The organism is Phenylobacterium sp. SCN 70-31, assembly GCF_001724605.1.
GTDB lineage: Bacteria > Pseudomonadota > Alphaproteobacteria > Caulobacterales > Caulobacteraceae > Phenylobacterium.
In genome coordinates this window covers 59683-82510 of sequence record NZ_MEEX01000005.1, presented here as the reverse complement: position 1 = coordinate 82510, position 22828 = coordinate 59683, and the positions used below count along the sequence as shown (strand labels likewise).

Annotated in this window: 18 protein-coding genes; 13 read left to right on the top strand and 5 right to left on the bottom strand. The window is 69.2% G+C overall.

Annotated elements, in window-relative coordinates; translation table 11 throughout:
• Both ABS78_RS04965 and ABS78_RS04960 read left to right on the top strand, forming a co-directional pair.
• Positions 1-828, top strand: a complete 828-nt coding sequence (locus ABS78_RS04965; RefSeq protein ID WP_293375642.1) for an FCD domain-containing protein — start codon at positions 1-3, stop codon at positions 826-828.
• Positions 825-2222 (top strand): MFS transporter, encoded by a 1398-nt coding sequence (locus ABS78_RS04960; RefSeq protein WP_293375640.1) that lies wholly within the window; start codon positions 825-827, stop codon positions 2220-2222. The genes ABS78_RS04965 and ABS78_RS04960 overlap by 4 nt, the downstream gene beginning before the upstream one ends.
• On the opposite strand, the gene ABS78_RS04955 is transcribed toward ABS78_RS04960, so the two are convergent.
• From ABS78_RS04955 to ABS78_RS04945, 3 genes are read right to left on the bottom strand one after another with little or no spacing between them, the layout of a single operon-like run.
• Positions 2219-3760, bottom strand: a complete 1542-nt coding sequence (locus tag ABS78_RS04955) for a carboxylesterase family protein (protein WP_293375638.1) — start codon at positions 3758-3760, stop codon at positions 2219-2221. The two genes, ABS78_RS04960 and ABS78_RS04955, sit on opposite strands and share 4 nt — an antisense overlap.
• On the bottom strand, positions 3733-4599 hold the full coding sequence (gene fghA / locus ABS78_RS04950; RefSeq protein ID WP_293375794.1) for an S-formylglutathione hydrolase: 867 nt from the start codon (positions 4597-4599) through the stop codon (positions 3733-3735). The genes ABS78_RS04955 and fghA overlap by 28 nt, the downstream gene beginning before the upstream one ends.
• Positions 4596-5705 carry an S-(hydroxymethyl)glutathione dehydrogenase/class III alcohol dehydrogenase gene (locus tag ABS78_RS04945; RefSeq protein WP_293375636.1) on the bottom strand — a complete coding sequence of 370 codons (1110 nt, stop codon included), beginning with the start codon at positions 5703-5705 and terminating at the stop codon, positions 4596-4598. Before ABS78_RS04945 ends, fghA begins: the two co-directional genes overlap by 4 nt.
• Before the next feature lie 122 nt (positions 5706-5827).
• Here ABS78_RS04945 and ABS78_RS04940 point away from each other — a divergent pair, with 122 nt between their 5' ends.
• The 5 genes from ABS78_RS04940 to fdhD are packed head-to-tail and all read left to right on the top strand — an operon-like array spanning position 5828 to position 11661.
• Positions 5828-6298, top strand: coding sequence for a formate dehydrogenase subunit gamma (locus tag ABS78_RS04940; protein WP_293375634.1), 471 nt, complete (start codon positions 5828-5830; stop codon positions 6296-6298).
• Positions 6295-7770, top strand: a complete 1476-nt coding sequence (locus ABS78_RS04935) for a formate dehydrogenase beta subunit (RefSeq protein ID WP_293375632.1) — start codon at positions 6295-6297, stop codon at positions 7768-7770. The genes ABS78_RS04940 and ABS78_RS04935 overlap by 4 nt, the downstream gene beginning before the upstream one ends.
• Before the next feature lie 5 nt (positions 7771-7775).
• Complete coding sequence (gene fdhF, locus ABS78_RS04930; RefSeq protein WP_293375630.1) at positions 7776-10628, top strand: formate dehydrogenase subunit alpha; 2853 nt, start codon at positions 7776-7778, stop codon at positions 10626-10628.
• On the top strand, positions 10625-10846 hold the full coding sequence (locus ABS78_RS04925; RefSeq protein ID WP_293375628.1) for a formate dehydrogenase subunit delta: 222 nt from the start codon (positions 10625-10627) through the stop codon (positions 10844-10846). The genes fdhF and ABS78_RS04925 overlap by 4 nt, the downstream gene beginning before the upstream one ends.
• The gene (fdhD, locus tag ABS78_RS04920) at positions 10843-11661 is read left to right on the top strand and encodes a formate dehydrogenase accessory sulfurtransferase FdhD (protein WP_293375626.1); all 819 of its coding nucleotides are present in this window, start codon (positions 10843-10845) and stop codon (positions 11659-11661) included. The genes ABS78_RS04925 and fdhD overlap by 4 nt, the downstream gene beginning before the upstream one ends.
• Here the strand turns inward: fdhD and ABS78_RS04915 are convergent.
• Positions 11658-12503: a hypothetical protein gene (locus tag ABS78_RS04915; RefSeq protein WP_293375624.1), complete on the bottom strand. Its 846-nt coding sequence runs from the start codon at positions 12501-12503 to the stop codon at positions 11658-11660. The two genes, fdhD and ABS78_RS04915, sit on opposite strands and share 4 nt — an antisense overlap.
• 10 nt (positions 12504-12513) lie before the next feature.
• Complete coding sequence (locus tag ABS78_RS04910) at positions 12514-13881, bottom strand: glycoside-pentoside-hexuronide (GPH):cation symporter (protein ID WP_293375622.1); 1368 nt, start codon at positions 13879-13881, stop codon at positions 12514-12516.
• Between the two features lie 201 nt (positions 13882-14082).
• Here ABS78_RS04910 and ABS78_RS04905 point away from each other — a divergent pair, with 201 nt between their 5' ends.
• The 6 genes from ABS78_RS04905 (at position 14083) to ABS78_RS04880 (ending at position 22822) form a co-directional block, all read left to right on the top strand.
• Entirely contained in the window at positions 14083-14877 is a 795-nt protein-coding gene (locus ABS78_RS04905) for a phytanoyl-CoA dioxygenase family protein (RefSeq protein WP_293375620.1), read from the top strand.
• Between the two features lie 230 nt (positions 14878-15107).
• The gene (locus ABS78_RS04900; protein ID WP_293375618.1) at positions 15108-15920 is read left to right on the top strand and encodes a phytanoyl-CoA dioxygenase family protein; all 813 of its coding nucleotides are present in this window, start codon (positions 15108-15110) and stop codon (positions 15918-15920) included.
• Positions 15921-15933: 13 nt separating this feature from the next.
• The gene (locus ABS78_RS04895) at positions 15934-16797 is read left to right on the top strand and encodes a phytanoyl-CoA dioxygenase family protein (RefSeq protein WP_293375616.1); all 864 of its coding nucleotides are present in this window, start codon (positions 15934-15936) and stop codon (positions 16795-16797) included.
• Positions 16798-17004: 207 nt separating this feature from the next.
• Entirely contained in the window at positions 17005-19242 is a 2238-nt protein-coding gene (locus tag ABS78_RS04890; RefSeq protein ID WP_293375614.1) for a TonB-dependent receptor, read from the top strand.
• A 103-nt stretch (positions 19243-19345) separates the two neighbouring features.
• Positions 19346-21808 carry a glycoside hydrolase family 3 C-terminal domain-containing protein gene (locus ABS78_RS04885; RefSeq protein ID WP_293375612.1) on the top strand — a complete coding sequence of 821 codons (2463 nt, stop codon included), beginning with the start codon at positions 19346-19348 and terminating at the stop codon, positions 21806-21808.
• A 174-nt stretch (positions 21809-21982) separates the two neighbouring features.
• Entirely contained in the window at positions 21983-22822 is an 840-nt protein-coding gene (locus ABS78_RS04880; protein ID WP_293375610.1) for an FCD domain-containing protein, read from the top strand.
• The last annotated feature ends 6 nt before the right edge of the window (positions 22823-22828 follow it).

Sequence of the window (22828 nt, the reverse complement as noted above, 5' to 3'; positions counted from 1 at the left end):
GTGACCTGGTTTCTTCCCCGAACCGGCGCGGGTCAGCCCGACCCGCGCCGCCCTTCGTCGGGAGACGAGGCGGCTTCGGCTCCGCGGCTGGTGTCGGTCTCGCAGTTCTCCGATCCTCTCGTGACGTCGCCGGTGGACCCCAGCCGCCACCCCAGTCAGGCGACGGCCTACTGGCTGCAACGCGACATCGTGCGGGGCGTGTTCCGGCCGTGGGAGCGCCTGAAGGTCGAGCGTCTGTCGCAGTTCTACGGCGTCGGGCTGAGCCCCGTCCGGGAAGCCATCCTGATCCTGTCGACCAGCGGGCTGCTGGTTCACGAGCACCTCAAGGGCTATCGCGTGGCGCCGACGTCGCTGGCGGATCATGCCGACCTGGCCGATATCTATCAGCGTCTGTATCGCCTGGCCCTGGGCATGGCGTTCGAGCGCGGCGACGACGCCTGGGAGGAACAGGTGGTCGTGCAGCTCCACCGCTCGCAACGGGTCCGCAAGGTGCTGCCCGACGGCGATCCCGAGCGGCGCGAGATGTGGCAGATCGCCTACATTAGCCTTCACGGCGCCCTGCTGGAGGGCTGCCGGTCCCCGATCCTCCTCGATCAGTTCGCCAGCGTCGGCGCCCGGCTCGAGCGGTACATCAACCTCTATGCAGACCTCGAGAGCGACAGGCACCGCGACCATCACGCCGAACACCGCGCCATCGTCGATGCGCTCATGGACCGCGACGCCAAACGGCTCCATCAGTTGCTCGACAGCTTCTTCATGACCACGACACCCGTGCACGATTCCATCAGGGCGGCGCTCGGCGCCCTGAACCGCGGGGAGGCCCGGTGAGCTTCATCTTCACGCCGCCGCCCGGGCACCGGCTCTCGCCGGCGCGCAAGGCCTCGTTCACGTCGGGCGACTTCGCCTGCAACCTCTATTGGCAGAGCGTCTCCCTCTACCTGCTGTTCTTCTACACCGACGTCGTCGGGCTTTCTGCGGCCACCGCCGGTCTGATCTACATGGTCGCCTCGATCTTCGATGGTGCGATCGACCCGGTGATGGGCGCCGTCGCCGACCGTACGCGGACCAAACAGGGACGCTACCGGCCCTATGTGCTCTGGGGCGGCGTCCCGCTCGGGCTGGCCTTCGTCCTGCTCTACTACAAGCCGCCGCTGGAAGGGGTGGCGCTGGTGGCCTGGATCCTGGTGGCGCACCTGATCTTCCGCGTGGCCTACACCGCGCTGTCGATCCCCTATACGTCGCTCAACGCCCGCATCACCGACAGCTCGGCCGAACGTTCGACCCTGGCCGGCTTCCGGATGATCTTCGCCACGCTCGCCGGCCTGACCATCGCCTCCACCACCCAGCCCCTGGCGGCCCACCTGGGCGGCGGCGACACGGCCTGGGGGTACACCCTGACCGCGGCCGTCTACGCCACGATCGCCACGGTGATCTTCCCGTTCGTCTATCTGACCACGAAGGAACCGCCCGAAGATCCGGGCGCGGCCGAACCGACCATGCGGATGAGCCAGTACTGGGGCGCCGTACGGAGCAACCGCGCGTTCTGGGCGGTCATGGCGGCGATCTGCACCGCGGTGATCTGTTCCACGGCGGTGGGCAAGTCGGTGCTCTACTACTTCAAGTACTACCTGCACGACGAGGCAGGCGGCCGGATCGCGCTCTCGCTGAACGCCGCCTCGGGCCTGCTCATCATCCCGGCCTGGATCTTCGCGAGCAAGTTCATCAGCAAGCGCTCCGCCTGGTTCGTCTGCGTCCTCTGGGGCCTCGTCTGCCTGACCGCCTTCGCCTTCATGGACGTCCGCAGCCCGCCGCTGATGATGGCCATTCTGCTGGCGATGCAGATCAGTTCGCTGGGCGCGGCCATGACGTTCTGGTCGATGCTGCCCGACACCGTCGAATATGGGGAATGGAAGACCGGGATGCGGGCCGAATCCTTCATCTTCGGCCTGGGCCAGTTCTTCCTGAAGGTGGCGCTGGGCCTGGGCGCCGGCATCTTCGGCTGGAGCCTGGATCTCGTGGGATTCCACCCGAACGTGGAACAGACGCCCGAGACCCTGGCCGGGCTCAAGGCCATCATGGTCGTCCTGCCGATGGCCGGCCTCGCCCTGGGCGGCCTCGCGATGCTGATGTACCCGCTGAAGAAGGGCGTCCACGAGGACATCGTCGAGCAACTGGCCGCCCGCCGTCGCGTGCCGCCCGAGGCGGTGGCCGAGGTTCCCTAGGCCCTATCCGCCGGGCAGGTGAGCTGGATCGCCCCGGCGATGGCGTCCAGCCGCGCGGCTTGGGGGTGCGGTCCGGTCGTCGCGCCGTCCGCGCTCAAGGTCATGGCCCGGTCGCCGGTGTCGTACGAGGGCCAGGCCGGCAGGCCGGGGCCGTTCGGATCGCCGGTCTTCGCGAAGTTGGTCCAGTAGGCGCGGATGGTCTCGGAAGCCCGAGCGTCGGCCTCGTCCGTCCTGCCGAGCGACGCCGGCAGGGTCCCGAACACATAGGGCAGGTCGGTGGCGTGCCGCGCGCCGACCCCGGGCCTGCGCTGTCCGGCCGGGACCACGTCGAAGCGATAGAGGTAGGTGGGCGCGACCCTGGCCTGATGGCCGGCGAACAGGCGCGCCGGAGCGACGAACGCCGCATCCGCGCCCAGGCTGGCGGCGAGGTCGTCGCCATAGGCCGCCCGCAAGGCTCCTTGGGTCTCGTCCGGGAGGCGCTTCAGCGCCGCCTCGGTGCGGGCGGCGATGAACGGCGAGGCGGGCCCGAACTCCTGGGTGTTGGCGCCCGCCAGATAGGGGACCACGGCCACCTGGCCGGCGGCGAACAGGGCCGGCAGAGCGCGGGGGACCACCTTGCCGTCCACCATCGGCCCCGAATAGGTCTCGGGCCGCCCCTGGAACAGGTTGACGTCGCCCTTCACCACCTCCAGCGGCAGCGCCCGGAGCGTCGCGGCTTCCGCGCTCCGGAGCCCGCGCGCCTCCGCGAGCGCGACGCCCTTCCGCTCGGCCTCGTCCAGGCACGGCCAGGTGTCGCCCAGGCCGCCGGACTGGACGATCGCCTGCGCGAACAGGCCGCGCGCCATCGGTGAGGCCATCAGCATGTTCACCGAGGCGCCGCCGGCCGACTCGCCGAAGACCGTCACCCGGGCCGGGTCGCCGCCGAACGCGGCGATGTTCGCCTGCACCCAGCGCAGCGCCGCGATCTGGTCCATGAAGCCGTAGTTGCCCTTGGGCTCGTCCGGGCGGTCGGCCGTCAGGGCGGGATGGGCGAAGAAGCCGAAGCGGCCCAGCCGGTAGTTGAACGTCACAACCACCACGCCGGCCCGCGCCAGGGCGGCGCCGTCGAAGACCGGCGACGACCCCAGGCCGTTGGTGAAGCCGCCGCCGTGGATCCAGACCATCACCGGCGCGCCACCCTTCGCGCCTTCGGGGCGCCAGACGTTCAGCGCCAGGCAGTCCTCGGACTGGGTGTGTATCGAGGGCGTGCTGTCGCCCGGGAACGGCGTCTGGACGCAGTCGAAACCGAACGTCCGGGCCGGCCGCTCGCCCTTCCAACCGGGATGCGGCTGGGGCGGCCGCCAGCGCAGCGGCCCCACCGGCGGGGCGGCATAGGGTATGCCGCGGAAGATCGAGAGGCCCGGCGCGGCCTCGCCCACCACCACGCCGTCCCGGGTGGTGGCCTTGGGCGCCGGCGCCTGGGCGGTGGCGGACGCGGCCGCCAGCAGAACGACGGAGGCCGCTGCGAGGCCTATCCGGCCAACCTTTGCGCGTGCCATCGGAGATGATCCTCCATGAAGCTGGCGATGAAGTAATAGCTGTGGTCGTAGCCGGGCTGGCGGCGGAGCGTCAGTGGGACCTCGGCCTTGGCGCAGGCCGCCTCCAACAGCTCCGGTTTGAGCTGGCCTTCGAGGAAGTCGTCGGCCTCGCCCTGATCGACCAGCAACTCAGGAATACGCGCGCCATCGTCCAGCAGGGCCGTGGCGTCATGGCGGCGCCAGGCGTCGCGGTCCGGCCCCAGGTATCCGCCCAGCGCCTTCTCGCCCCACGGGCAGCGCATGGGCGAGGCGATCGGCGCGAAGGCCGAGACGCTCTTCCAGCGGCCGGGAGTCTTGAGGGCGAGGGTCAGCGCGCCGTGGCCGCCCATGGAGTGGCCGGTCAGCCCCTGGCGGTTCATATCGACCGGGAAGTTCGCGGCGATCACCTCGGGCAATTCCGAGACGATGTAGCTCTCCATCCGGTAGTTCGTGGCCCAGGGCGCCTGGATGGCGTCCACATAGAAGCCGGCGCCCAGGCCGAAGTCGTACGCCCCGTCCGGATCGTCCGGCACGCCCTCGCCGCCCGAAGCGTTTCTGGGGCTCGTATCCGGCGCGACGAACACCAGGCCCAGCTCGGCGCAGACGCGCTGGAACTGGCCCTTCTGGGTCACATTGGCGTGGGTGCAGGTCAGTCCCGACAGGTACCAGACCACCGGTCGCGGCCCGGCCCCCTGTTCCAGGGCCTGAGGGGGCGTGAAGACGCTGAAGGTCATCGGCGTCTTCGTCTCGCGGCTCGCGTGGCGGTAGACGCCCTGGGTCCCGCCGAAGCAGCGGGTCTCGGAGACGGTCTCGATCATCAGAAGACGACGACCGAGCGGATGCTCTCGCCGGCGTGCATCAGGTCGAAGGCCTTGTTGATGTCCTCCAGCGGCAGCTTGTGGGTGATCATGGGGTCGATCTCGATCTTGCCCTGCATGTACCAGTCCACGATCTTCGGGGTGTCGGTGCGCCCGCGCGCGCCGCCGAAGGCCGTGCCCTTCCACACCCGGCCGGTGACGAGCTGGAACGGCCGCGTGGCGATCTCCTTGCCCGCCTCGGCCACGCCGATGACGATGCTCTCGCCCCAGCCCCGGTGGCACGCCTCCAGCGCCTGGCGCATGACGGTGGTGTTGCCGGTGGCGTCGAAGGTGTAGTCCGCGCCCCCGTCGGTCAGGCCGACCAGGTGGGCGACGATGTCGCCGTCGATGGCCTTGGGATTCACGAAGTGGGTCATGCCGAACCTGCGGCCCCATTCCTCGCGGTCGGGGTTGATGTCCACGCCGACGATCATGTTCGCGCCGACCAGCTTCAGGCCCTGGATCACGTTGAGGCCGATGCCGCCCAGGCCGAACACCACGCAGTTGGCGCCCGGCTCCACCTGCGCGGTGTTCACCACCGCGCCGACGCCCGTGGTCACGCCGCAGCCCACATAGCAGGCGGTCTCGAACGGCGCGTCCTTGCGGATCTTGGCCACCGCGATCTCGGGCAGGACCGTGTAGTTCGAGAAGGTGGAGCAGCCCATGTAGTGGAAGATCGGCTGGCCCTTGTACGAGAACCGGCTGGTCCCGTCCGGCATCAGGCCCTTCCCCTGGGTCGCGCGGATGGCGGTGCACAGGTTGGTCTTGCGGCTGAGGCAGCTTTTGCACTGCCGGCATTCCGGCGTGTAGAGCGGGATCACGTGGTCGCCCACGGCCACCGACGTCACGCCCGGCCCCACCTCCACCACGACGCCCGCGCCCTCGTGGCCCAGGATGGAGGGGAAGATCCCTTCGGAGTCGAGGCCGTCCAGGGTGTAAGCGTCGGTGTGGCACACCCCCGTCGCCTTGATCTCGACCAGAACCTCGCCCGCGCGCGGGCCTTCGAGATCAACCTCCACCACTTCCAGCGGCGTCTTCGCCTCGAACGCGACAGCGGCGCGCGTCTTCATCTCTTGCTCCTCGACTCTTCCGGGTGTCAGCTTTCCCTATGCGGTTTGCGAAGGGAAGGCGAGCCCCCCAGATTATTGCGAAATATTGTCGAAAATGGCGACATTCGATTTAATGTGGTGACATGATTTCATCCCGACACCCGCCCTGGAATCCCGAGCGCGCCCGCGAGATCGTGGCCGCGCACGCCGGGCTGGAAGGACCCCTGCTGCCGGTGCTGCATGCGCTGCAGGCGGCGTTCGGGCACGTGCCGCACGCGGCGACCCCGATCGTGGCCGAGGCGCTCAATCTCACCCGCGCCGAGGTGCATGGGGTGATCACCTTCTATCACGACTTCCGCGAGGCTCCGGCCGGGCGACGGGTGGTGAAGATCTGCCGCGCCGAGGCGTGCCAGGCCACGGGTGGCGAAGCGGTGGCGGCGGCCCTGCTCGCCAACCTGGAGACCGACTGGGGCGACACCACGCCCGACGGCGGGATCACCGTGGAGGCCGTCTACTGCCTGGGCCTTTGCGCGGTCGCTCCCGCCGCCCTGGTGGACGGCGAGCCTGTCGGCCGGCTGACGGCGTCGCGGCTTTCCGAAGCGGTGCTTGGATGACCCGCGTCTTCGTCCCGAAGGACTCCGCGGCCCTGGCCGTCGGCGCCGAGGCCGTGGCCCGCGCCTTCGCCGACGCCGGCTGCGAGGTAGTGCGCACGGGTTCGCGCGGCTTCTTCTGGCTGGAGCCGCTGGTCGAGGTGGAGACGCCGGAGGGCCGCCGCGCCTTCGGACCCGCCACGCCGGGCGACGTCTCCGCGATCCTCTCGGGCGACAGCCCGCTGGCGCTGGGGGACATCGCGGCCCATCCCTGGATGGCGGGTCAGACCCGCCTGACCTTCGCGCGCTGCGGCTTGGGCGATCCCCTGGACCCGCCGCCGTTCGAGGCCCTGGCGCGGGCCCGCGACCTGGGCGCCGACGGCGTGATCGCCGCGATCGCCGAGTCGGGCCTGCGCGGCCGCGGCGGCGCCGGCTTTCCGGTGGGCGTGAAGTGGAAGACCGTCCGCGACGCGCCGGGCGGGCTCAAGTACTTGGTCTGCAACGCCGACGAGGGCGACAGCGGCACGTTCGCCGACCGCATGCTGATGGAAGGCGATCCGTTCCTCCTCATCGAGGGCATGGCCATCGCCGCCCTGGCCGTGGGGGCGGCGCGCGGCTTCATCTATTCGCGCTCGGAGTATCCGCACGCCAACGCGACGATGGCGGCGGCGCTCGGGATCGCCCGGGCTCGGGACCTCACCCCCGGCTTCGACCTGCAGCTGCGGATCGGCGCCGGGGCCTATGTCTGCGGCGAGGAGACGGCGCTGCTGGAGAGCCTGGAAGGCAAGCGGGGCCAGGTGCGGCCCAAGCCGCCGCTGCCCGCCCACAGCGGCCTGTTCGGCCGGCCGACGGCGATCAACAACGTCCTGTCCCTGGCCGCGGTCCCGTGGATCGTCCTGAACGGGGGGCCGGCCTACGAGGCGCTGGGCCACGGGCGCTCCCGCGGGACCAAGCCGATCCAGATCGCGGGCAATGTCGCGCGGCCGGGCCTGTACGAGACGCCGTTCGGCCTCACGCTGCGCCAGATCGTGGAGGACATCGGCGGCGGCACGGCCTCGGGGCGCCCGGTGCGCGCCGTACAGTGCGGCGGCCCGCTGGGCGCCTACTTCCCGCCCGCGCTACTCGACACGCCCTACGATTACGAGGCGTTCGCCGCCCAGGGCGGCCTGATCGGTCACGGCGGGATCGTGGTCTTCGACGACACGGTGGACATGGCGGCCCAGGCCCGGTTCGCCCTGGAGTTCTGCGGCATCGAGAGCTGCGGCAAGTGCACGCCCTGCCGCCTGGGCTCGAAGCGCGGCGTCGAGACGATCGATCGGATCACCGCCGGGATCGAGCCCGAGGCCAACCTCGCGCTGGTCGAGGACCTCTGCGAGACCCTGAAATATGGTTCGCTCTGCGCGCTGGGCGGGTTCACGCCCTATCCGGTGATGAGCGCGATCCGGCACTTTCCCGAAGACTTCGCGCGGGCGTCCGCCCGCGCCGCGGCGGAGTGATCCCCATGGCCCGCCTTCTCGAGTTCGACCTCGGCACGCCACAGGCCTCGGGCGCCCCGGTGACGCTGACCATCGACGGCCGTCCCGTGACCGTGCCCGCCGGGACCTCGATCCTCCGCGCGGCGGCCGAGGCGGGGACGCAGATTCCCAAGCTGTGCGCCACCGACAGCCTGGAGGCGTTCGGCTCGTGCCGGCTGTGCCTGGTGGAGATCGAGGGCCGCGCCGGAACGCCCGCGTCCTGCACCACCCCCGTGGCCGAAGGCATGGCGGTCCGCACCCAGACGCCGAAGCTGGCGACGCTGCGCCGCGGGGTGATGGAGCTCTACATCTCGGACCACCCGCTGGACTGCCTCACCTGCGCGGCCAACGGCGACTGCGAGTTGCAGGACATGGCCGGGGCGGTCGGGCTGCGCGAGGTGCGCTACGGCTACGAGGGCGAGAGCCATCTCGGCCTGCCCTGCGACGAGTCCAACCCCTATTTCACCTTCGACCCGGCCAAGTGCATCGTCTGCTCGCGCTGCGTGCGCGCCTGCGACGAGGTGCAGGGGACCCTGGCGCTGACCGTCGAGGACCGCGGCTTCGGCTCGCGTATCGCCGCCGGCCAGGGCGAGCTGTTCCTGTCGTCCGAGTGCGTGTCGTGCGGCGCCTGCGTCCAGGCCTGTCCCACGGCGGCGCTGACCGAGAAGGCGGTCATCGAGATCGGCCAGCCCGAGCGCGCCGAAGTCACCACCTGCGCCTACTGCGGCGTGGGCTGCGCCTTCAAGGCCGAGATGCGCGGCGAGGCGCTGGTGCGCATGGTCCCGTGGAAGGACGGGAAGGCGAACCACGGCCATTCGTGCGTGAAGGGGCGGTTCGCCTGGGGCTACGCCACCCATCGCGAACGCATCCTGGAGCCGATGATCCGCGCCTCGACGGCCGAGCCCTGGCGCACCGTCTCCTGGGACGAGGCGATCGCCTACGCGGCGTCCGAGTTCGCCCGCATCGAGGCGGCGCACGGCCCCCATGCGCTGGGCGGCATCACCTCGTCGCGCTGCACCAACGAGGAGACCTACCTCGTCCAGAAGATGATCCGCGCGCGGTTCGGGGTGAACAACGTCGACACGTGCGCCCGCGTCTGCCACTCGCCCACGGGCTATGGCCTGAAGACCGCGTTCGGGACCTCGGCCGGCACGCAGGATTTCGACTCGGTCGAACACGCCGACGTCATCCTGGTGATCGGCGCCAACCCCACCGACGGCCATCCGGTGTTCGCGTCGCGCATGAAGCGGCGGCTCCGGCAGGGCGCCAGGCTCATCGTCATCGACCCGCGCCGGATCGACCTCGTGCGGACGCCGCATGTGGAGGCCGCGCACCACCTGGCCCTGCGTCCGGGGACGAACGTCGCGATCCTGACGGCGCTGGCCCATGTGATCGTCGCCGAGGGGCTGTTCGACGAGGCGTTCGTCCGCGAGCGCTGCGACCCCGAGGATTTCGCCGCCTGGGCCGAGCATGTGGCCCGACCCGAGCACTCGCCCGAGGCGCTCGAGGCGACGACGGGCGTCCCGGCGGCGGAGGTGCGGGCCGCAGCCCGGCTGTACGCCACCGGCGGAAACGCGGCCATCTACTACGGCCTGGGCGTGACCGAGCACAGCCAGGGCTCGACCTCGGTGATGGCCATCGCCAACCTGGCGATGGCCACGGGGAACATCGGAAGGCCGGGCGTGGGCGTGAACCCCCTGCGAGGCCAGAACAACGTCCAGGGCGCCTGCGACATGGGCTCGTTCCCGCACGAACTGGCCGGCTACCGCCACGTGTCGGACGACGCGACCCGCGCCCTGTTCGAGGCCGCCTGGGGCGCCCCCCTCGATCCCGAGCCGGGACTGCGCATCCCCAACATGCTGGACGCCGCCGTCGCCGGCCGGTTCAAAGGGCTCTACGTCCAGGGCGAGGACATCCTGCAGTCCGATCCCAACACCCGCCACGTGGCCGCCGGGCTGGCGGCCATGGAGTGCGTGATCGTCCACGACCTTTTCCTGAACGAGACCGCCAACTACGCCCACGTGTTCCTGCCGGGTTCCACCTTCCTGGAGAAGAACGGCACCTTCACCAACGCCGAGCGGCGCATCCAGCGGGTGCGCAAGGTGATGAGCCCTCGCAACGGGCTGGAGGACTGGGAGATCACCCAGAAGCTCTCGAACGCCCTGGGCTATCCGATGGCCTACGATCACCCCTCGCAGATCATGGACGAGATCGCGCGTCTGACCCCCACGTTCGCCGGCGTGTCGTACGATCTGCTGGAGCGCGAGGGCTCGGTCCAGTGGCCCTGCAACGACGCCGCGTCGACGGGCACGCCGGTCATGCACCTGGAGCGGTTCGTCCGCGGGGCTGGCAAGTTCGTGCTGACCGACTACGTCCCCACCGACGAGAAGGTGGGGCCGCGTTTTCCCCTGCTCCTCACCACCGGCCGGATCCTGTCCCAGTACAATGTGGGCGCGCAGACCCGGCGGACCGACAACGTCCTCTGGCACGAGGAGGACGTGCTGGAGGTCCATCCGCAGGACGCAGAGGATCGGGGATTGCGCGACGGCGACTGGGTGCGGCTCGTCAGCCGGGCCGGCGACACGACGCTGCGGGCCAGGATCACCGACCGGGTCGCGCCAGGGGTGGTCTACACCACCTTCCACCACCCCGGGACACAGGCGAACGTCGTCACCACCGACTACAGCGACTGGGCCACGAACTGCCCCGAGTACAAGGTGACGGCGGTGCAGGTCGCGCCGTCCAACGGCCCCAGCGACTGGCAGGCGCGCTACGAGGCCATGAGCGAACGCAGCCGCCGGATCGCTTCGTCCGAAGCCCAGGCGGAGCCGGCGGAATGACCCGGCCGGACCGGCTGATCTACATGGCCAACCAGATCGCGAGCTTCTTCGCCGCCCAGCCGGGCGACGCCGCCGAGGGCGTCGCCGCCCACATCAGGAGCTTCTGGGACCCGGGGATGCGCACCGAGATCCGGGCCTGGGGAACGAGCGGCGGCGAGGGCCTCAGTCCCGTGGCGCTGGAGGCCGTGGGGCGCCTGAAGGATGCGCCCGCGCGATGACCCGCGCCGCCTTCCCCCGCACGCGCTGGACCGCCGCCGGGCCGGAGGCGGGATCGCGCGACCTGCCCGAGGAGACGCCCGTCGCGCTGGTCCACGACGCGACGACGACGGCGGTGATGATGGCGACGCCCGCCGACCTGGAGGACTTCGGCGTGGGCTTCAGCCTCACCGAAGGCCTGATCGCGGTCCCGGACGAAATCGCCGCGCTGGAGGTGTCTACGGGCGATCTGGGGGCCGATCTCGTGGGGATCGAGGTCCGCATGTGGCTGAGGCAGCCGGCGTCGGCCGCGCTCGCCACACGCCGGCGACGGCTGGCCGGGCCGACGGGCTGTGGGCTGTGCGGGGTGGATAGCCTGGCCGAGGCCGTCCGGCCGCCGCGCCGTGTCGGCGAGGGCGCCGTCGCTGCGGCCCGCGACATCCACGCGGCCCTGGCCGCCCTGGCGCCGGCTCAGGAGCTGGGGCGCGCCACGCGCGCGGCGCACGCGGCGGGATGGTGGACGCGGGACCTGGGCCTGGTCGCCGCCCGGGAGGACGTGGGCCGCCACAACGCGCTCGACAAGCTGGTCGGCGCCCTCGCCCGCAGCGAGGCCAGGATGCGAACGTCGATGGACGACGGCCTGCTGGCGCTGACGAGCCGAGTGTCGGTGGAAATGGTGCAGAAGGCCGCAGCCCTGGGCGCCCAGATCGTCGTCGCCGTCTCGGCCCCCACCGCGCTGGCCGTCCGCACGGCCGACGCCGCCGGGATCACCCTGGTCGCCGTCGCCCGCGACGACGGGTTCGAGGTGTTCACCCGGCCGGACCGGATTTCAGGCTAGGCGGCGACGGGCTCGGCGACCTGGGTCCACAGCGCGCGGGCCATGTCCTTGAGCATCAGGGCCTCTTCCCACCGGTCGCTCAGTTCGCGGCCGTCGAGGCCGGTGATGGCGTAGTTGGGCGGGCCCAACTCGGGCATGAAGGTCAGTTCCCCGCCGGGACCGGCGCGGGTCAGCCAGTCGGCGAAACCCTCGCGCCACCACGCGCTCATCTGATCGACCCAGCCATGGTGCTGCGGCGCCTTGATCGAGACCTGGATCTGGTGCGAACCGGGGACGCGGCCGTGGAACGCCCAGCAGTGCTTCAGCACCTTCTTCATCCGCGCCATGTCGGCGTCGGGCACGGGCAGCGGCATCTCGTGCACCAGCGGATAGTGCGACAGGTCGCCGGTGAGCCGCAGGTTCGGCATCCGGTCGAGGATGCGGCAGGTGAACAGGGCGTCGTTGGTCAGCCGACCGCGGTGGGTCTCGTAGTTCACCGGGATCGAGGCTTTCGCCGCCTCGGCTTCGAATTCGGTCAGAAGGGCGACGGCGTCGTCCACCTTGTCGGGCCGGGCCATGATCTGGACGTTCAGGTGATGGGCGCCCAGCGCCTGAGCCCGGTCGACGTAGCGGGCCACGTCGGCGGCGGTGAAGACGAAGCCGATAGCCTCGAAGCTCTTGCCGTGATCGTGGACGCCGCGGGCCACCGCCTCGGCGCGATCGGCGCGCATGAGGCTGACGCCCACCCCGTCGAAGCCGGCGGCGAAGATCCTGGCCAGGACGCCCGGCATGTCGGCCTCCATGTCGACGCCGGGCAGGTTCTCCATGCCCCAGATGGCCTGGTAGACGAGCAAGCGGGCCATACTGACCTCCTCAGGACGCGGGTGTGGGATTCCGCTGGGCCAGTTCGTCGACGATCTTCTCGTGGACGCCGCGCCGCAGCGGATAGAACAGCATCGCGATCGCCGAGCCGCCCAGGCCGATCACCGGGAAGACCACGACGATCAGCTTCAGCCCCTCCAGGGTCTCGGGAGCCTGCTGCACGTTGGGGACGTAGCCCACGAGATCCAGCGCCCACCCGAAGAAGGCGGCCGCCAGGCCCAGCGCCACCTTCTGGAAGAACATCGCCAGGCCGAAGACGAAGGACTCGGTCCGCGCCCCGGACGCCCACTCGCCGTACTCGACCGTGTCGGGCACCATCGACCAGTAGGTGGTGGAGACGCCCAGCGAGGCGACGTGGATCGCCATGTAGAAGACCGTGACCGCGAGCGCCGTCTGCACGTCGAAGACCAGCAGCGCCGCCGCGCAGGCGAGGCCCCAGCCCGCGGCCGTCAGCCAGGCGACCTGCTTGCCGATGAAGCGGGTCGCGAACACCCAGGCCGGAATGATCGCCACGCCCAGGGCGGCCTTGATGGAGAGCGCGTAGCGGGCGGCCTCCTCGTCCTCGGCGATGTACTTCATGTAGTAGAGCAGCGACTTGGACAGCGCCGTCGACGACATGGCGCCCAGGCTGATGGCGATCATCACGATCCAGAACGCCTTGTTCCTCGCCGTGGCGCGCCAGTAGTCGGCGAGGCGGAGCCGCACGGGCTCGCCCGGCGGCTCGGGGGGCTCTCGTGTGACCAGGAAGACGATCGGGAAGATCGCCGTGGCGACGAGGGCAAGGACGACCGCCGCGTAGAAGAAGCCCGTGGCGAGGTCGCCGCCGCCGAACTGGTCCACCATCGGCTTGGTGAGGAACGACACCGTCATCCCGGCCAGGGTGGCCGCCACCATGCGGAAGCCGGCCAGCGACGACCGTTCGGTCGAGTTGCGCGTCATCCGGGCGGTGAGCGAACTGTAGGGCACCGACACGAAGGTGTAGGCCGTCCGGAACACGAGGTGCGACGCCAGGACCACGGCGGTCAGGCCGAGACCCGTGGCCGCGGGCGCCCAGTAGAGGAAGCAGAACGACAGGCCGACCGGGATCGCGCCGATCAGGATGTAGGGCCGGAAGCGCCCCCATCGGGTGCGGGTGCGGTCCGCGATGGCGCCCATCAACGGGTCGGTGATGCCGTCGAAGATCGAGGCGACCATGTAGATCAGCCCGGCCGTCGCACCCGGCAGCCCGAGCGCGTCCGTGTAGTAGAACATCAGGAACAGGCTGACGCTCTGCCAGTACAGATTGCAGGCGTAGTCGCCCAGCGAGAACCCGGCCTTGCGGGCGAAGCTCAACTGGAATCCCGCCTTGGCCTTGAACATCGTCTCCCCCGGCCTGCCGCGTCTCCGCGCGGCTGGGGCGACTATGGCGGCCCCTTCCCGGCCTCTCAATCGGAAAACGCGAGAGATGGCAAAAATAACGATATAAATGCAGAAATTACCTATTTTAGATTGATTATATCGCAATTGATCAGAATATGATCTTCAAAACAAAATCCCGAGGAGTCAGGGAGGAGCCACGCCATGATCACCGATGCCGAACGCACCGCCTGGGATCGAGACGGCTATTTCTTCGCACGCGGCGCGATCGATCCCAGGCTCGCGGCCGAGGTCGAGGCCGAGGTGGTCGCCCGCATCCGTGCGGACCCGCCCGCGAGTCACGTCGGAGAGGTCGCCTACATGTCGGGTGAGAATTATCTCATCTATCCCGAGACCGGCCCGTCGCCCGGTGCGGCGAACCCCGAGGACCTGGTCTCCAAGGTCTTCAACTGCCACGCCGAAGGCGCGACCCGGCGAATGTCGGAATCGCCCCAGATCGCCGATCGCGTGGCGGGTCTTCTGGGGCCCGACGTGGATTGCTTCCAGAGCCAGTTCATCTTCAAGAACCCCGGCGTCATCGGCCAGCCGTGGCACCAGGACAGCTACTACTTCAAGTTCGACAAGCAGCCGCAGGTGGGCGTCTGGGTGGCGCTCACCCGCGCGACAATCGAGAACGGCTGCCTTTGGGTCGTGCCGGGAAGTCACGCCGCGCAGGAGATCTACGAGCATGTCCCCGACCTGCGGCCGGCGGCCAATCGCGGCTATCTCGAGATCGTCTCGCAGGACACGGCGAGCCGCACCTCGGCGGTGATGGAGCCGGGCGACGTGCTCTTCTTCCACAGCTACCTGATGCACATGTCGACCGACAACGTGGCCGACTATCGTCGTTCGGCGATGGTCTATCACTACGGCCGCGCCGGGACGAAGGCGCTGAACCCCGAGAGCGCCGTCTCGCTCGCTCGGGTCAACCGCTGGATCCCCATTCGCAGGGCCGCGTAGCGCCCGGGCCACCCGGATCCAGCGTGTGTCAGCGTTCCCTGGGGGCTTTGCCAGCGGCGGGGGGGGCTTGTCTGTCCCGAGTGACCTCATCCCGTGCCGTGCATCTGCCGCCGCGCGTTCGAGTTTCGGGGCGACAAATTCGATCTAATTCATGTATTATATTTAAATACGATTGACTTGATGTTTTCGATCAATTTATGGTCCGGTCAGGATCGACGAGTAGGTACGCCATGAACGCCGCCCCACGCCTTCATCCCCTCAATCGGGACTTCACCTGGCAGGACGCGCCGCGCACAGGGATGCGCGCCCTGACGCCCGAGCAGGTGGATCAGTTCAACCAGGACGGCTTCTTCGTCTTCCGGAACGCCTTCACGCCCGAGGAGATCGCCGCCGTCACCGCCGCGATCGATCCGCTGGAGAAGGCGCACGAGCAGGGCGTGCGCGAGAACATGGGCGGCCGTTTCCGCCTGACCGATGTGGGGGCCATCACCTTCACCGCCCACATCGTCGGCAAGTCGCCGGTGCTCCAGGCCTTCGCCGCCCATCCGGCGATCAAGGACATCTGCCACGACCTGATCGGCCCCGACGTGCGGCTCTACTGGGATCAATCCGTCTACAAGAAGACGGAAAAGGTTCAGGAATTTCCTTGGCACCAGGACAACGGCTACACGTACATCGAGCCGCAGCAATATCTGACGCTCTGGATCCCGCTGGTGGACGTGGACGAGGAGAACGGCTGTGCGTGGATCGCCCCCAAGCTGCACAGGATGGGAACCTTCGAGCACTGGATCACCGAGATCGGCAAGGTGTGCCTCACCGAGGCCGACGAGGCCGTGGCCGCGCCGGCCAGAGCCGGGGACATCGTGGTCTTCTCGTCCCTGGCGCCGCACCGGACGGGTCCGAACCTGAAGCCGGACACGGTGCGAAAGGCCTATATCCTCCAGTATGCGCCCGATGGGGCGAAGACGACCCTGCCCGACGGTCAGGTCATCGAGCAGAATGACCCCGTCCGGCAGTTCAGGATCCTCGAGGGCGGCCGCTAGGGAGGTTTCGCCGATGACGCCGCAGGAGCTGAAGGACCTCGCCGAACGCTATCGCCGCGACGGCTTCGTCCACGCCAGGGGCCTGATCCCACACGAGGACATTGCCGCCCTTGCGCCGGCGGTCGACATGGCCGTGGCGCGGCGCAAGGGGCACGACACCCGCGGCCTCGACGAGAAGACTCCCTACGAGCAGTCGTTCATCCAGTGCCAGTACATCTGGGAAGACTTCCCCGATGTCCGGGGCCTGACGTTCCATCCGCGACTGGGCGAAGCCCTGGGCGCGTTGCTCGGCGCCGAGAAGGTCCGCCTCTGGCACGACCAGGCGCTCTACAAGGAATCGGGCGGTCGCGAGACCGAAGCCCATCAGGATCACGCCTACTGGCCCATCGCCGAGCCCGACACCATCACGGCCTGGATTCCGCTGATCCCGGTCGACGAGGTGACCGGATGCATGGGCTACGTCCCCGGTTCCCACGAAGCCGATCTTGAATTCGTCGACATCTTCCGGGCCGAAGGCCAGGGCGAGGCGCTGCTGGCCCGCCAGGCGGCCGAGCCGGTGTTCTGTCCGGCCCAGCCGGGCGACGTGTTGTTCCACGCCGGGCGTACGGTCCACATGGCCAAGGCCAACCATTCCGACCACATGCGGCGCGTCTACACGGCCATCTACTTCAAGGACGGCTGCACCCGCGGGGGCGAGCGGGCCCATCCCTCGGTGGACCGCGACCGCATTCCCCAGGGCGCGAGGATCGCCGGCGGCGCGACGCCGGTGGTCTGGCCGCTGGTCGATGGCCGGATCCCAGAGCCTGAGCCGTGGCCCGAGAGCCAGGACGAGCGGTTCCTGCGCAACCGCGCATCGGGCGTCATTCCCGGCCGCTGAGGCGTCTCTTGCCCCTACGAGGACGGCGCGACCGCGCGTGCGGACGGTCGTGGCCACGGATTCGCGCCTGCACCGGCATTTCTACACACAAAAATGTCTCCGAAACAATTTTCGATGAAATATTGACACTAATATCAACCTAGATCAGGGTTTGCCCAACGCAGAGAGCCCGCCCGGGGCCGACAAGAACGCAACAGGGGGAAACCGATGTCCGGCTTGAAGTCGCGGCTCAGCCTTTCGAGCTGCCTCACCACATGCGTCGTCCTGACGGCGATCCTTTCGCCGGGCGTCGCCGGCGCCCAGACCGCCAGCGAGATCGGCGAACTCGTCGTCACGGCCCAGAAGCGCGAGGAGCGCCTGCTGGACGTCCCCGTCTCGGTCGCGGTCGTTCGCGCCGAGACGCTGGAGGCCTTTGGCTCCAACGAGGCGGTGGATCTGGCCTACCGGGTTCCGAACCTCGGCGTCTCCAACAGCGCCGGTCCCCGCAGCTTCGGGTTCTTCATCCGCGGGATCGGCACCACCTCGTTCGCGTCGGAATCGATCGAAAGCAGCTCGGCCTTCGTGGTCGACGGGGTGGTTATGGGCCAGGCGGGCGCCTCGCTCACCGACCTTCCGGACGTGGAACGGATCGAGGTCCTGCGCGGTCCACAGGGCACGTTGTTCGGCAAGAACGCTTCGGCCGGCGTCATCAGCGTGGTCACCAAGGCCCCGTCCAAGGAATTCGAGGCGGCGGGCAAGCTGAGCTGGGCATGGCCGCATGACGACCGCAAGGCTCAGGCCTATGTCTCCGGCCCGATCTCGGAGGACGTCGGCTTCCTGCTTTCGGCGCGTCTGGCCAAGCGTGACGGCTTCGTGAAGAACCTGTTCGACGGCCGCAGGCTGAACGACCGCAACGAGTACGGCGTCCGCGGCCGGCTCCAGGTGGACCCGTCCGACAACTTCCGGCTCGGGATCATCGGCGACTGGTGGCGGCGCAACGCCGATTGCTGCATCTGGACCCTGGTGTCGCCCGGGACGCCGCTGAGCGTCACCGAGCAGGCGTTCCTCGACCGGGGCGTGGCGCTGCGCCCCGGTAACGACACCCAGAACATCGATGGCGACGTCTTCTCGGACGTGAAGTCGTGGGGCCTCTCGGCCCAGGCGGACTACGACTTCGCCGGCGGCCACACCCTGACGTCGATCACCTCGTACCGCTACTGGGAGACGATCGACGGCCTCGACACCGACAGTTCCCCGATCAACCGGTTCAACGTGAACTTCGCCGAATTCACCCAGAAGCAGTTCACCCAGGAGTTGCGCCTGACCTCGCCCAAGGGGCCGTTCCTCGATTATGTGGTGGGGCTCTTCTACTTCAACTCCGACGTCCATTCGGAATCGACCCAGCTTCAGCCGCTGGCGGCGCCGACCCGGTTTACGAACCGGATCGTCGACAACTACACCAACGGCGAGAACATGGCCGTCTTCGGCCAAGCCAACCTCAACTTCACCGACGATTTCCGCGCCATCGTCGGAGGGCGCTACCTGCAGGAATTGGCCGAGGCCGAGAAGGTCCGCTTCGACCCCGTCAACAACGCGACCGAAAGCCGTCAGGCCGGCAAGACCGATCATGCGTTCCTGTGGCGCCTCGGCCTCCAGTACGATCTCAGCGACAACTCCAACGTCTTCGCCACCCTGACCCGGGGATACAAGGGCGGGGGCTACGACGTGGGCATCGGCACCACCGCGCTGCTCGACGTGCGGCCCGAGAAGCCCACCAATTACGAGATCGGCCTGCGCGCGTCGTTCCCCGATCAGCGGCTGCTGCTGAACGTCACCGCCTTCCGGCTCGAGGTGGAGGATCTCCAGGTCACGGCGCGCGAGCCGGGCGACATCGGTCTCTTCCTGCTGCTGAACGCGGCCGAAGCGTTGTCGAAGGGCGTGGAGGCCGAGGTCTACTGGCGCCCGATGTCTGACATCGATCTGACGCTGTCGGGCTCGGCCGCCTACACCGACGGCAAGTACAAGAGCTTCCTGCGGGCGCCCTGCTATCGCGGGCAGACCGTGGCGCAGGGCTGCGTCGGCGCGGTGCAGGACCTCTCGGGGGCCCAGCTTCCCTATGCGCCCAAGTGGAGCTTCAACCTCGACGCCAACTACCGGACCGAAGTCGCCGAAGGATACACGCTGTTCCTCGACGGTAACGTGAACTACCGGACCGACTATCCTTCGAACACGCCGAACGATCCGGCGACCCAGCACCCGGGCTTCGCGCTGGTGAACGGCGCGGTCGGGATCGGCCCCACGGACGGGGCCTGGAAGCTCTCGGTCTTCGGCCGGAACCTGACCGACAAGTACTACTACACCCGCAAGTTCTCGACACCGACCGTGGCCGGCGTCGGCGCCTATTCCGACTATCATCCCTACGAGGCCCGCCGGATCGTCGGCGTGTCCCTGGACCTGAAATACTGACGTTCGGCGGCGCTCCCTCCTCAGCCGCCCAACGGCCCGGCGTCTTTCCCACGAGGGGCGCCGGGCCTTTTACATGCCGGCGTCACGGCCTAGTGGAGTCTCCATGACAGAGATCTACCTCGATCCCGCGGCCACCCTCGACGACCGCGTCGACGACTTGATGGCCCGTCTCACCCTGGAGGAGAAGGTCACGCTGCTGGCGGGCGCCAGCGCTTTCAATCTCTATCCTGTCGAGCGCCTGGGCGTGCCGTCGCTCCAGATGACCGACGGGCCCACCGGCGTACGATCGATCCGCGGCGTCCCCGCGACGGTCTTTCCCGTGGGTGTCGCCGTCGCCGCGACCTGGAACCCGGAGACGGCCCGCGCCGTCGCCGCGGCCATCGCCCGTGAGGCTCATGCGCTGGGCGATCATGTGGTGCTGGCGCCCACGATCAACATGATGCGCATCCCCACCTGGGGCCGGAACTTCGAGACCTATTCCGAGGACCCTTACCTGGCCGGCGTCATGGGCGCGGCCTATGTGCAGGGGCTCCAGGGCGAGGGGATCGGCGCGTCGCTCAAGCACTACGCCGCCAACAATCAGGAGCTGGAGCGTTTCGTCGTCGACGCCCGCGTCGACGAGCGGACCCTGCGGGAACTCTATCTCGCCGCCTTCGAGCGGGTCGTGGCGGAGGCCGACCCCTGGACGGTCATGGCCTCCTACAACAAGCTCAACGGAACCTACGCCTCCGAACACCGCCGCCTGCTGACCGACATCCTCAAGGAAGAGTGGGGCTATAGGGGCATGGTGGTCTCGGACTGGGCCGCCACCCATTCCACCGCCGCCGCGGCCAACGCCGGCCTCGACCTCGAGATGCCCGGGCCGCCGAAGTGGTTCGGCGACAAGCTGCTGGCCGCGGTCAGGGCGGGAGACGTTCCCGAGGCCCAGATCGACGACAACGCCGCCCGCGTGGTCCGCCTGATCCTCCGCTGCGGATTGCTGGACGGCGCGGAACGGCCGAAGGGAGAGCTGCGCACGGCCCGCCACAAGGCCATCGCCCTCGACGCGGCCTGCGAGGCCATGACGCTGCTGAAGAACGACGGCCTGCTGCCGCTGTCGCGCGAACTGAAGTCGGTCGCCCTGATCGGTCCCAACGCCGCGCGCTGCCTGCTCCAGGGCGGCGGCAGTTCGCGGGTGGTGACCGACCGTGTGAAGACCCCGGCGGAGGGGCTGCGGGATTTCCTGGGCCAGGGGGTCGCCGTGCTGGAGGCGCGGGGCGTCGACAACGACCCGTTCCCCGTCAACCCCGATCCCTGGGCGTTCAGCCCGACCGAGGCCCGCGACGCCGAGGGCCTGCACGCCGAATACTTCGACTCCGTCGACTTCTCGGGCGCGCCGGCGCGGACGACGCTGGAACGCAACTTCGTCCGCTGGTCCAGCCCCAACATGGCCGCCGCCACCCGCGCGCCTGTGGGCTCCTATCGCTGGAGCGGCTGGTTCTGGCCGAACGAGACCGGGACCTACGAGTTCGGGGTTCGCGCGACCGGCGTCGCCCGCGTCGCGCTGGACGGCCGTCCGCTCGTGACGCCCGAAACGGCGGCGGCCGAGGATCATTTCGACGTCATCGGCCAGACCGTGCCGCGTCGTCTCGCCATCGCCGAGTTGACGGCCGGACGCGGCTATCGCGTCGAGATCGACTACGTCCCGAAGGCCGCGGGCTACGAATACTTCGGGCTGGGCGTTCGCCCGCCGCCCGAGCCGGTCGAGCGCGCCCTGGAGGCCGCCCGCGACGCGGACGCGGTGGTGCTGGTGTTGGGATCGGGGATCGTGACAGAGGCCGAGGGCTACGATCGGCCCGACATGCGCCTGCCCGGCGGCCAGGACGACCTCGCCCGCCGCATCCTGGACATCAACCCGAACACCGTGATCGTCCTCAACGCGGGCTCGCCCTTCGAGGCGCCCTGGATCGACGAGGCGCGCGCGGTGCTCCAGATGTGGTTGCCCGGCGAGACCGGACCGGACGCCCTCGCCGCCGTGCTGTTCGGCGACCGCGACCCCGGCGGCAGGCTGCCGATCACATGGCCGCGGGCCTTCGGCGACCATCCGGCGCACGCGCCCGGCCCGGACCCCGCCGTCTGCGATTACGCCGAGGGCCTGGCGATGGGCTATCGGGGGTTCGATCGGGCGGGCGTCAGACCGCTGTTCCCGTTCGGCCACGGCCTCGCCTACACCAGATTCAAGATCCGCGACCTCGACATGGCCGGGACGGCGGCGGCCGGCGCGCCCGTGACCCTGTCGGTCCTGGTGGAGAACACCGGCGACCGCGCCGGGGCCGAGGTGGTGCAGGTCTATGTGTCCCAGCTCGAACCGCGCCTGCCGCGACCGCCGAAGGAACTGAAGGCTTTCGCCAAGGTCCGCCTCGAACCGGGCGAAGCGCAGCGGGTGATGCTGACGCTCGAACCCCGAGCCTTCGCGCCGTACGACCCGGAGACGGGGGCCTGGCCCATCGACCCTGGTCCGTACGACATCCTTGTGGGGCGCTCGGCGGGCGACATCCGGGTGAAGGGAACGCTGCGGCTGACGTGACGTGCCGGACGGGCTTCGAGAGGGGATCGTCGTCGGAATGGATCGATTCTGTCCGGCGGCGCCGCTTCGGATGAAGCTGGCGCATGCCTGCATATCGCGTCTGCTTTCAAGCAGAGCCGATAGACTCTAGGGTTCCGGCACGCGGATCTGAGAATCGCCGCCACCGGGAATCGAATGCCGACCTCGCAACCTTCTGTCGCCGCCTTCACCAGCCCCGAGCTGGAGGCGCTCACGCCCGAGCTTCCGGGCCCCACCGACAAGGCCGCGTTCTGGTTGCAGCGCGACATCGTCCGCGGCGTCTTCCAGCCGGACGAACGGCTCAAGGTCGAGCAGCTCACCAAATTCTACAAGGTGGGCCACAGCCCGATCCGCGAGGCGATCCTGCTGCTGTCGTCCACCGGCCTCGTGGTGCACGAACATCAGAAGGGCTATCGCGTCGCGCCCGTTTCGGTGGCCGACTACATCGACGTGGTCGACGCCTACAAGGCCGTCTACCAGCTCGTGCTGTTCAAGAGCGTCGAGCGGGGCGACCAGGCCTGGGAGGAGCGGGTCGTCGTGATGCTCCACCGCACGATGAAGGTGCGCAAGGTGCTGCCCGACGGGGATCCGCTGGCCCGCGAGTTGTGGCAGCGCGCCTACAAGGCCTTGCACCGCGAGTTGTTGTCGGGCTCGGGCTCGCCGGTTCTGGAGCGCATCTTCGCCAACCTGGGCGACCGGGCCGAACGCTACCTCAACCTCTACGCCGACTTCGAGACCGACCGCGAGCGCGACCACCACGCCGAGCACCGCGAGATCGTCGACGCCCTGATCGCGCGTGACGGCGAACGGCTGCACGACCTGATCACCCACTATTTCGCCGGGGCGCAGCCGATGCGCGACATCGTCATCCAACGGTTGGAGGCGCTCGAAGGCCAGCGCGGCGCCCGGCGACGTCGGGCCCCGGCGACCGCGCCCAAGGCGGCGGCGAAACCCGTGCGAAAGGCCGGTCGCGGCCGGCCACGGAAGACGGCCTGAAGGCGC

Bases quoted from the DNA above. Each gene is read 5' to 3' on its own strand.
- ABS78_RS04955 (WP_293375638.1), bottom strand. From the start codon at position 3,760: ATGGCACGCGCAAAGGTTGGCCGGATAGGCCTCGCAGCGGCCTCCGTC.
- ABS78_RS04945 (WP_293375636.1), bottom strand. From the start codon at position 5,705: ATGAAGACGCGCGCCGCTGTCGCGTTCGAGGCGAAGACGCCGCTGGAA.
- ABS78_RS04940 (WP_293375634.1), top strand. From the start codon at position 5,828: ATGATTTCATCCCGACACCCGCCCTGGAATCCCGAGCGCGCCCGCGAG.
- ABS78_RS04935 (WP_293375632.1), top strand. From the start codon at position 6,295: ATGACCCGCGTCTTCGTCCCGAAGGACTCCGCGGCCCTGGCCGTCGGC.
- fdhF (WP_293375630.1), top strand. From the start codon at position 7,776: ATGGCCCGCCTTCTCGAGTTCGACCTCGGCACGCCACAGGCCTCGGGC.
- ABS78_RS04925 (WP_293375628.1), top strand. From the start codon at position 10,625: ATGACCCGGCCGGACCGGCTGATCTACATGGCCAACCAGATCGCGAGC.
- fdhD (WP_293375626.1), top strand. From the start codon at position 10,843: ATGACCCGCGCCGCCTTCCCCCGCACGCGCTGGACCGCCGCCGGGCCG.
- ABS78_RS04915 (WP_293375624.1), bottom strand. From the start codon at position 12,503: ATGGCCCGCTTGCTCGTCTACCAGGCCATCTGGGGCATGGAGAACCTG.
- ABS78_RS04910 (WP_293375622.1), bottom strand. From the start codon at position 13,881: ATGTTCAAGGCCAAGGCGGGATTCCAGTTGAGCTTCGCCCGCAAGGCC.
- ABS78_RS04905 (WP_293375620.1), top strand. From the start codon at position 14,083: ATGATCACCGATGCCGAACGCACCGCCTGGGATCGAGACGGCTATTTC.
- ABS78_RS04900 (WP_293375618.1), top strand. From the start codon at position 15,108: ATGAACGCCGCCCCACGCCTTCATCCCCTCAATCGGGACTTCACCTGG.
- ABS78_RS04895 (WP_293375616.1), top strand. From the start codon at position 15,934: ATGACGCCGCAGGAGCTGAAGGACCTCGCCGAACGCTATCGCCGCGAC.
- ABS78_RS04890 (WP_293375614.1), top strand. From the start codon at position 17,005: ATGTCCGGCTTGAAGTCGCGGCTCAGCCTTTCGAGCTGCCTCACCACA.
- ABS78_RS04885 (WP_293375612.1), top strand. From the start codon at position 19,346: ATGACAGAGATCTACCTCGATCCCGCGGCCACCCTCGACGACCGCGTC.
- ABS78_RS04880 (WP_293375610.1), top strand. From the start codon at position 21,983: ATGCCGACCTCGCAACCTTCTGTCGCCGCCTTCACCAGCCCCGAGCTG.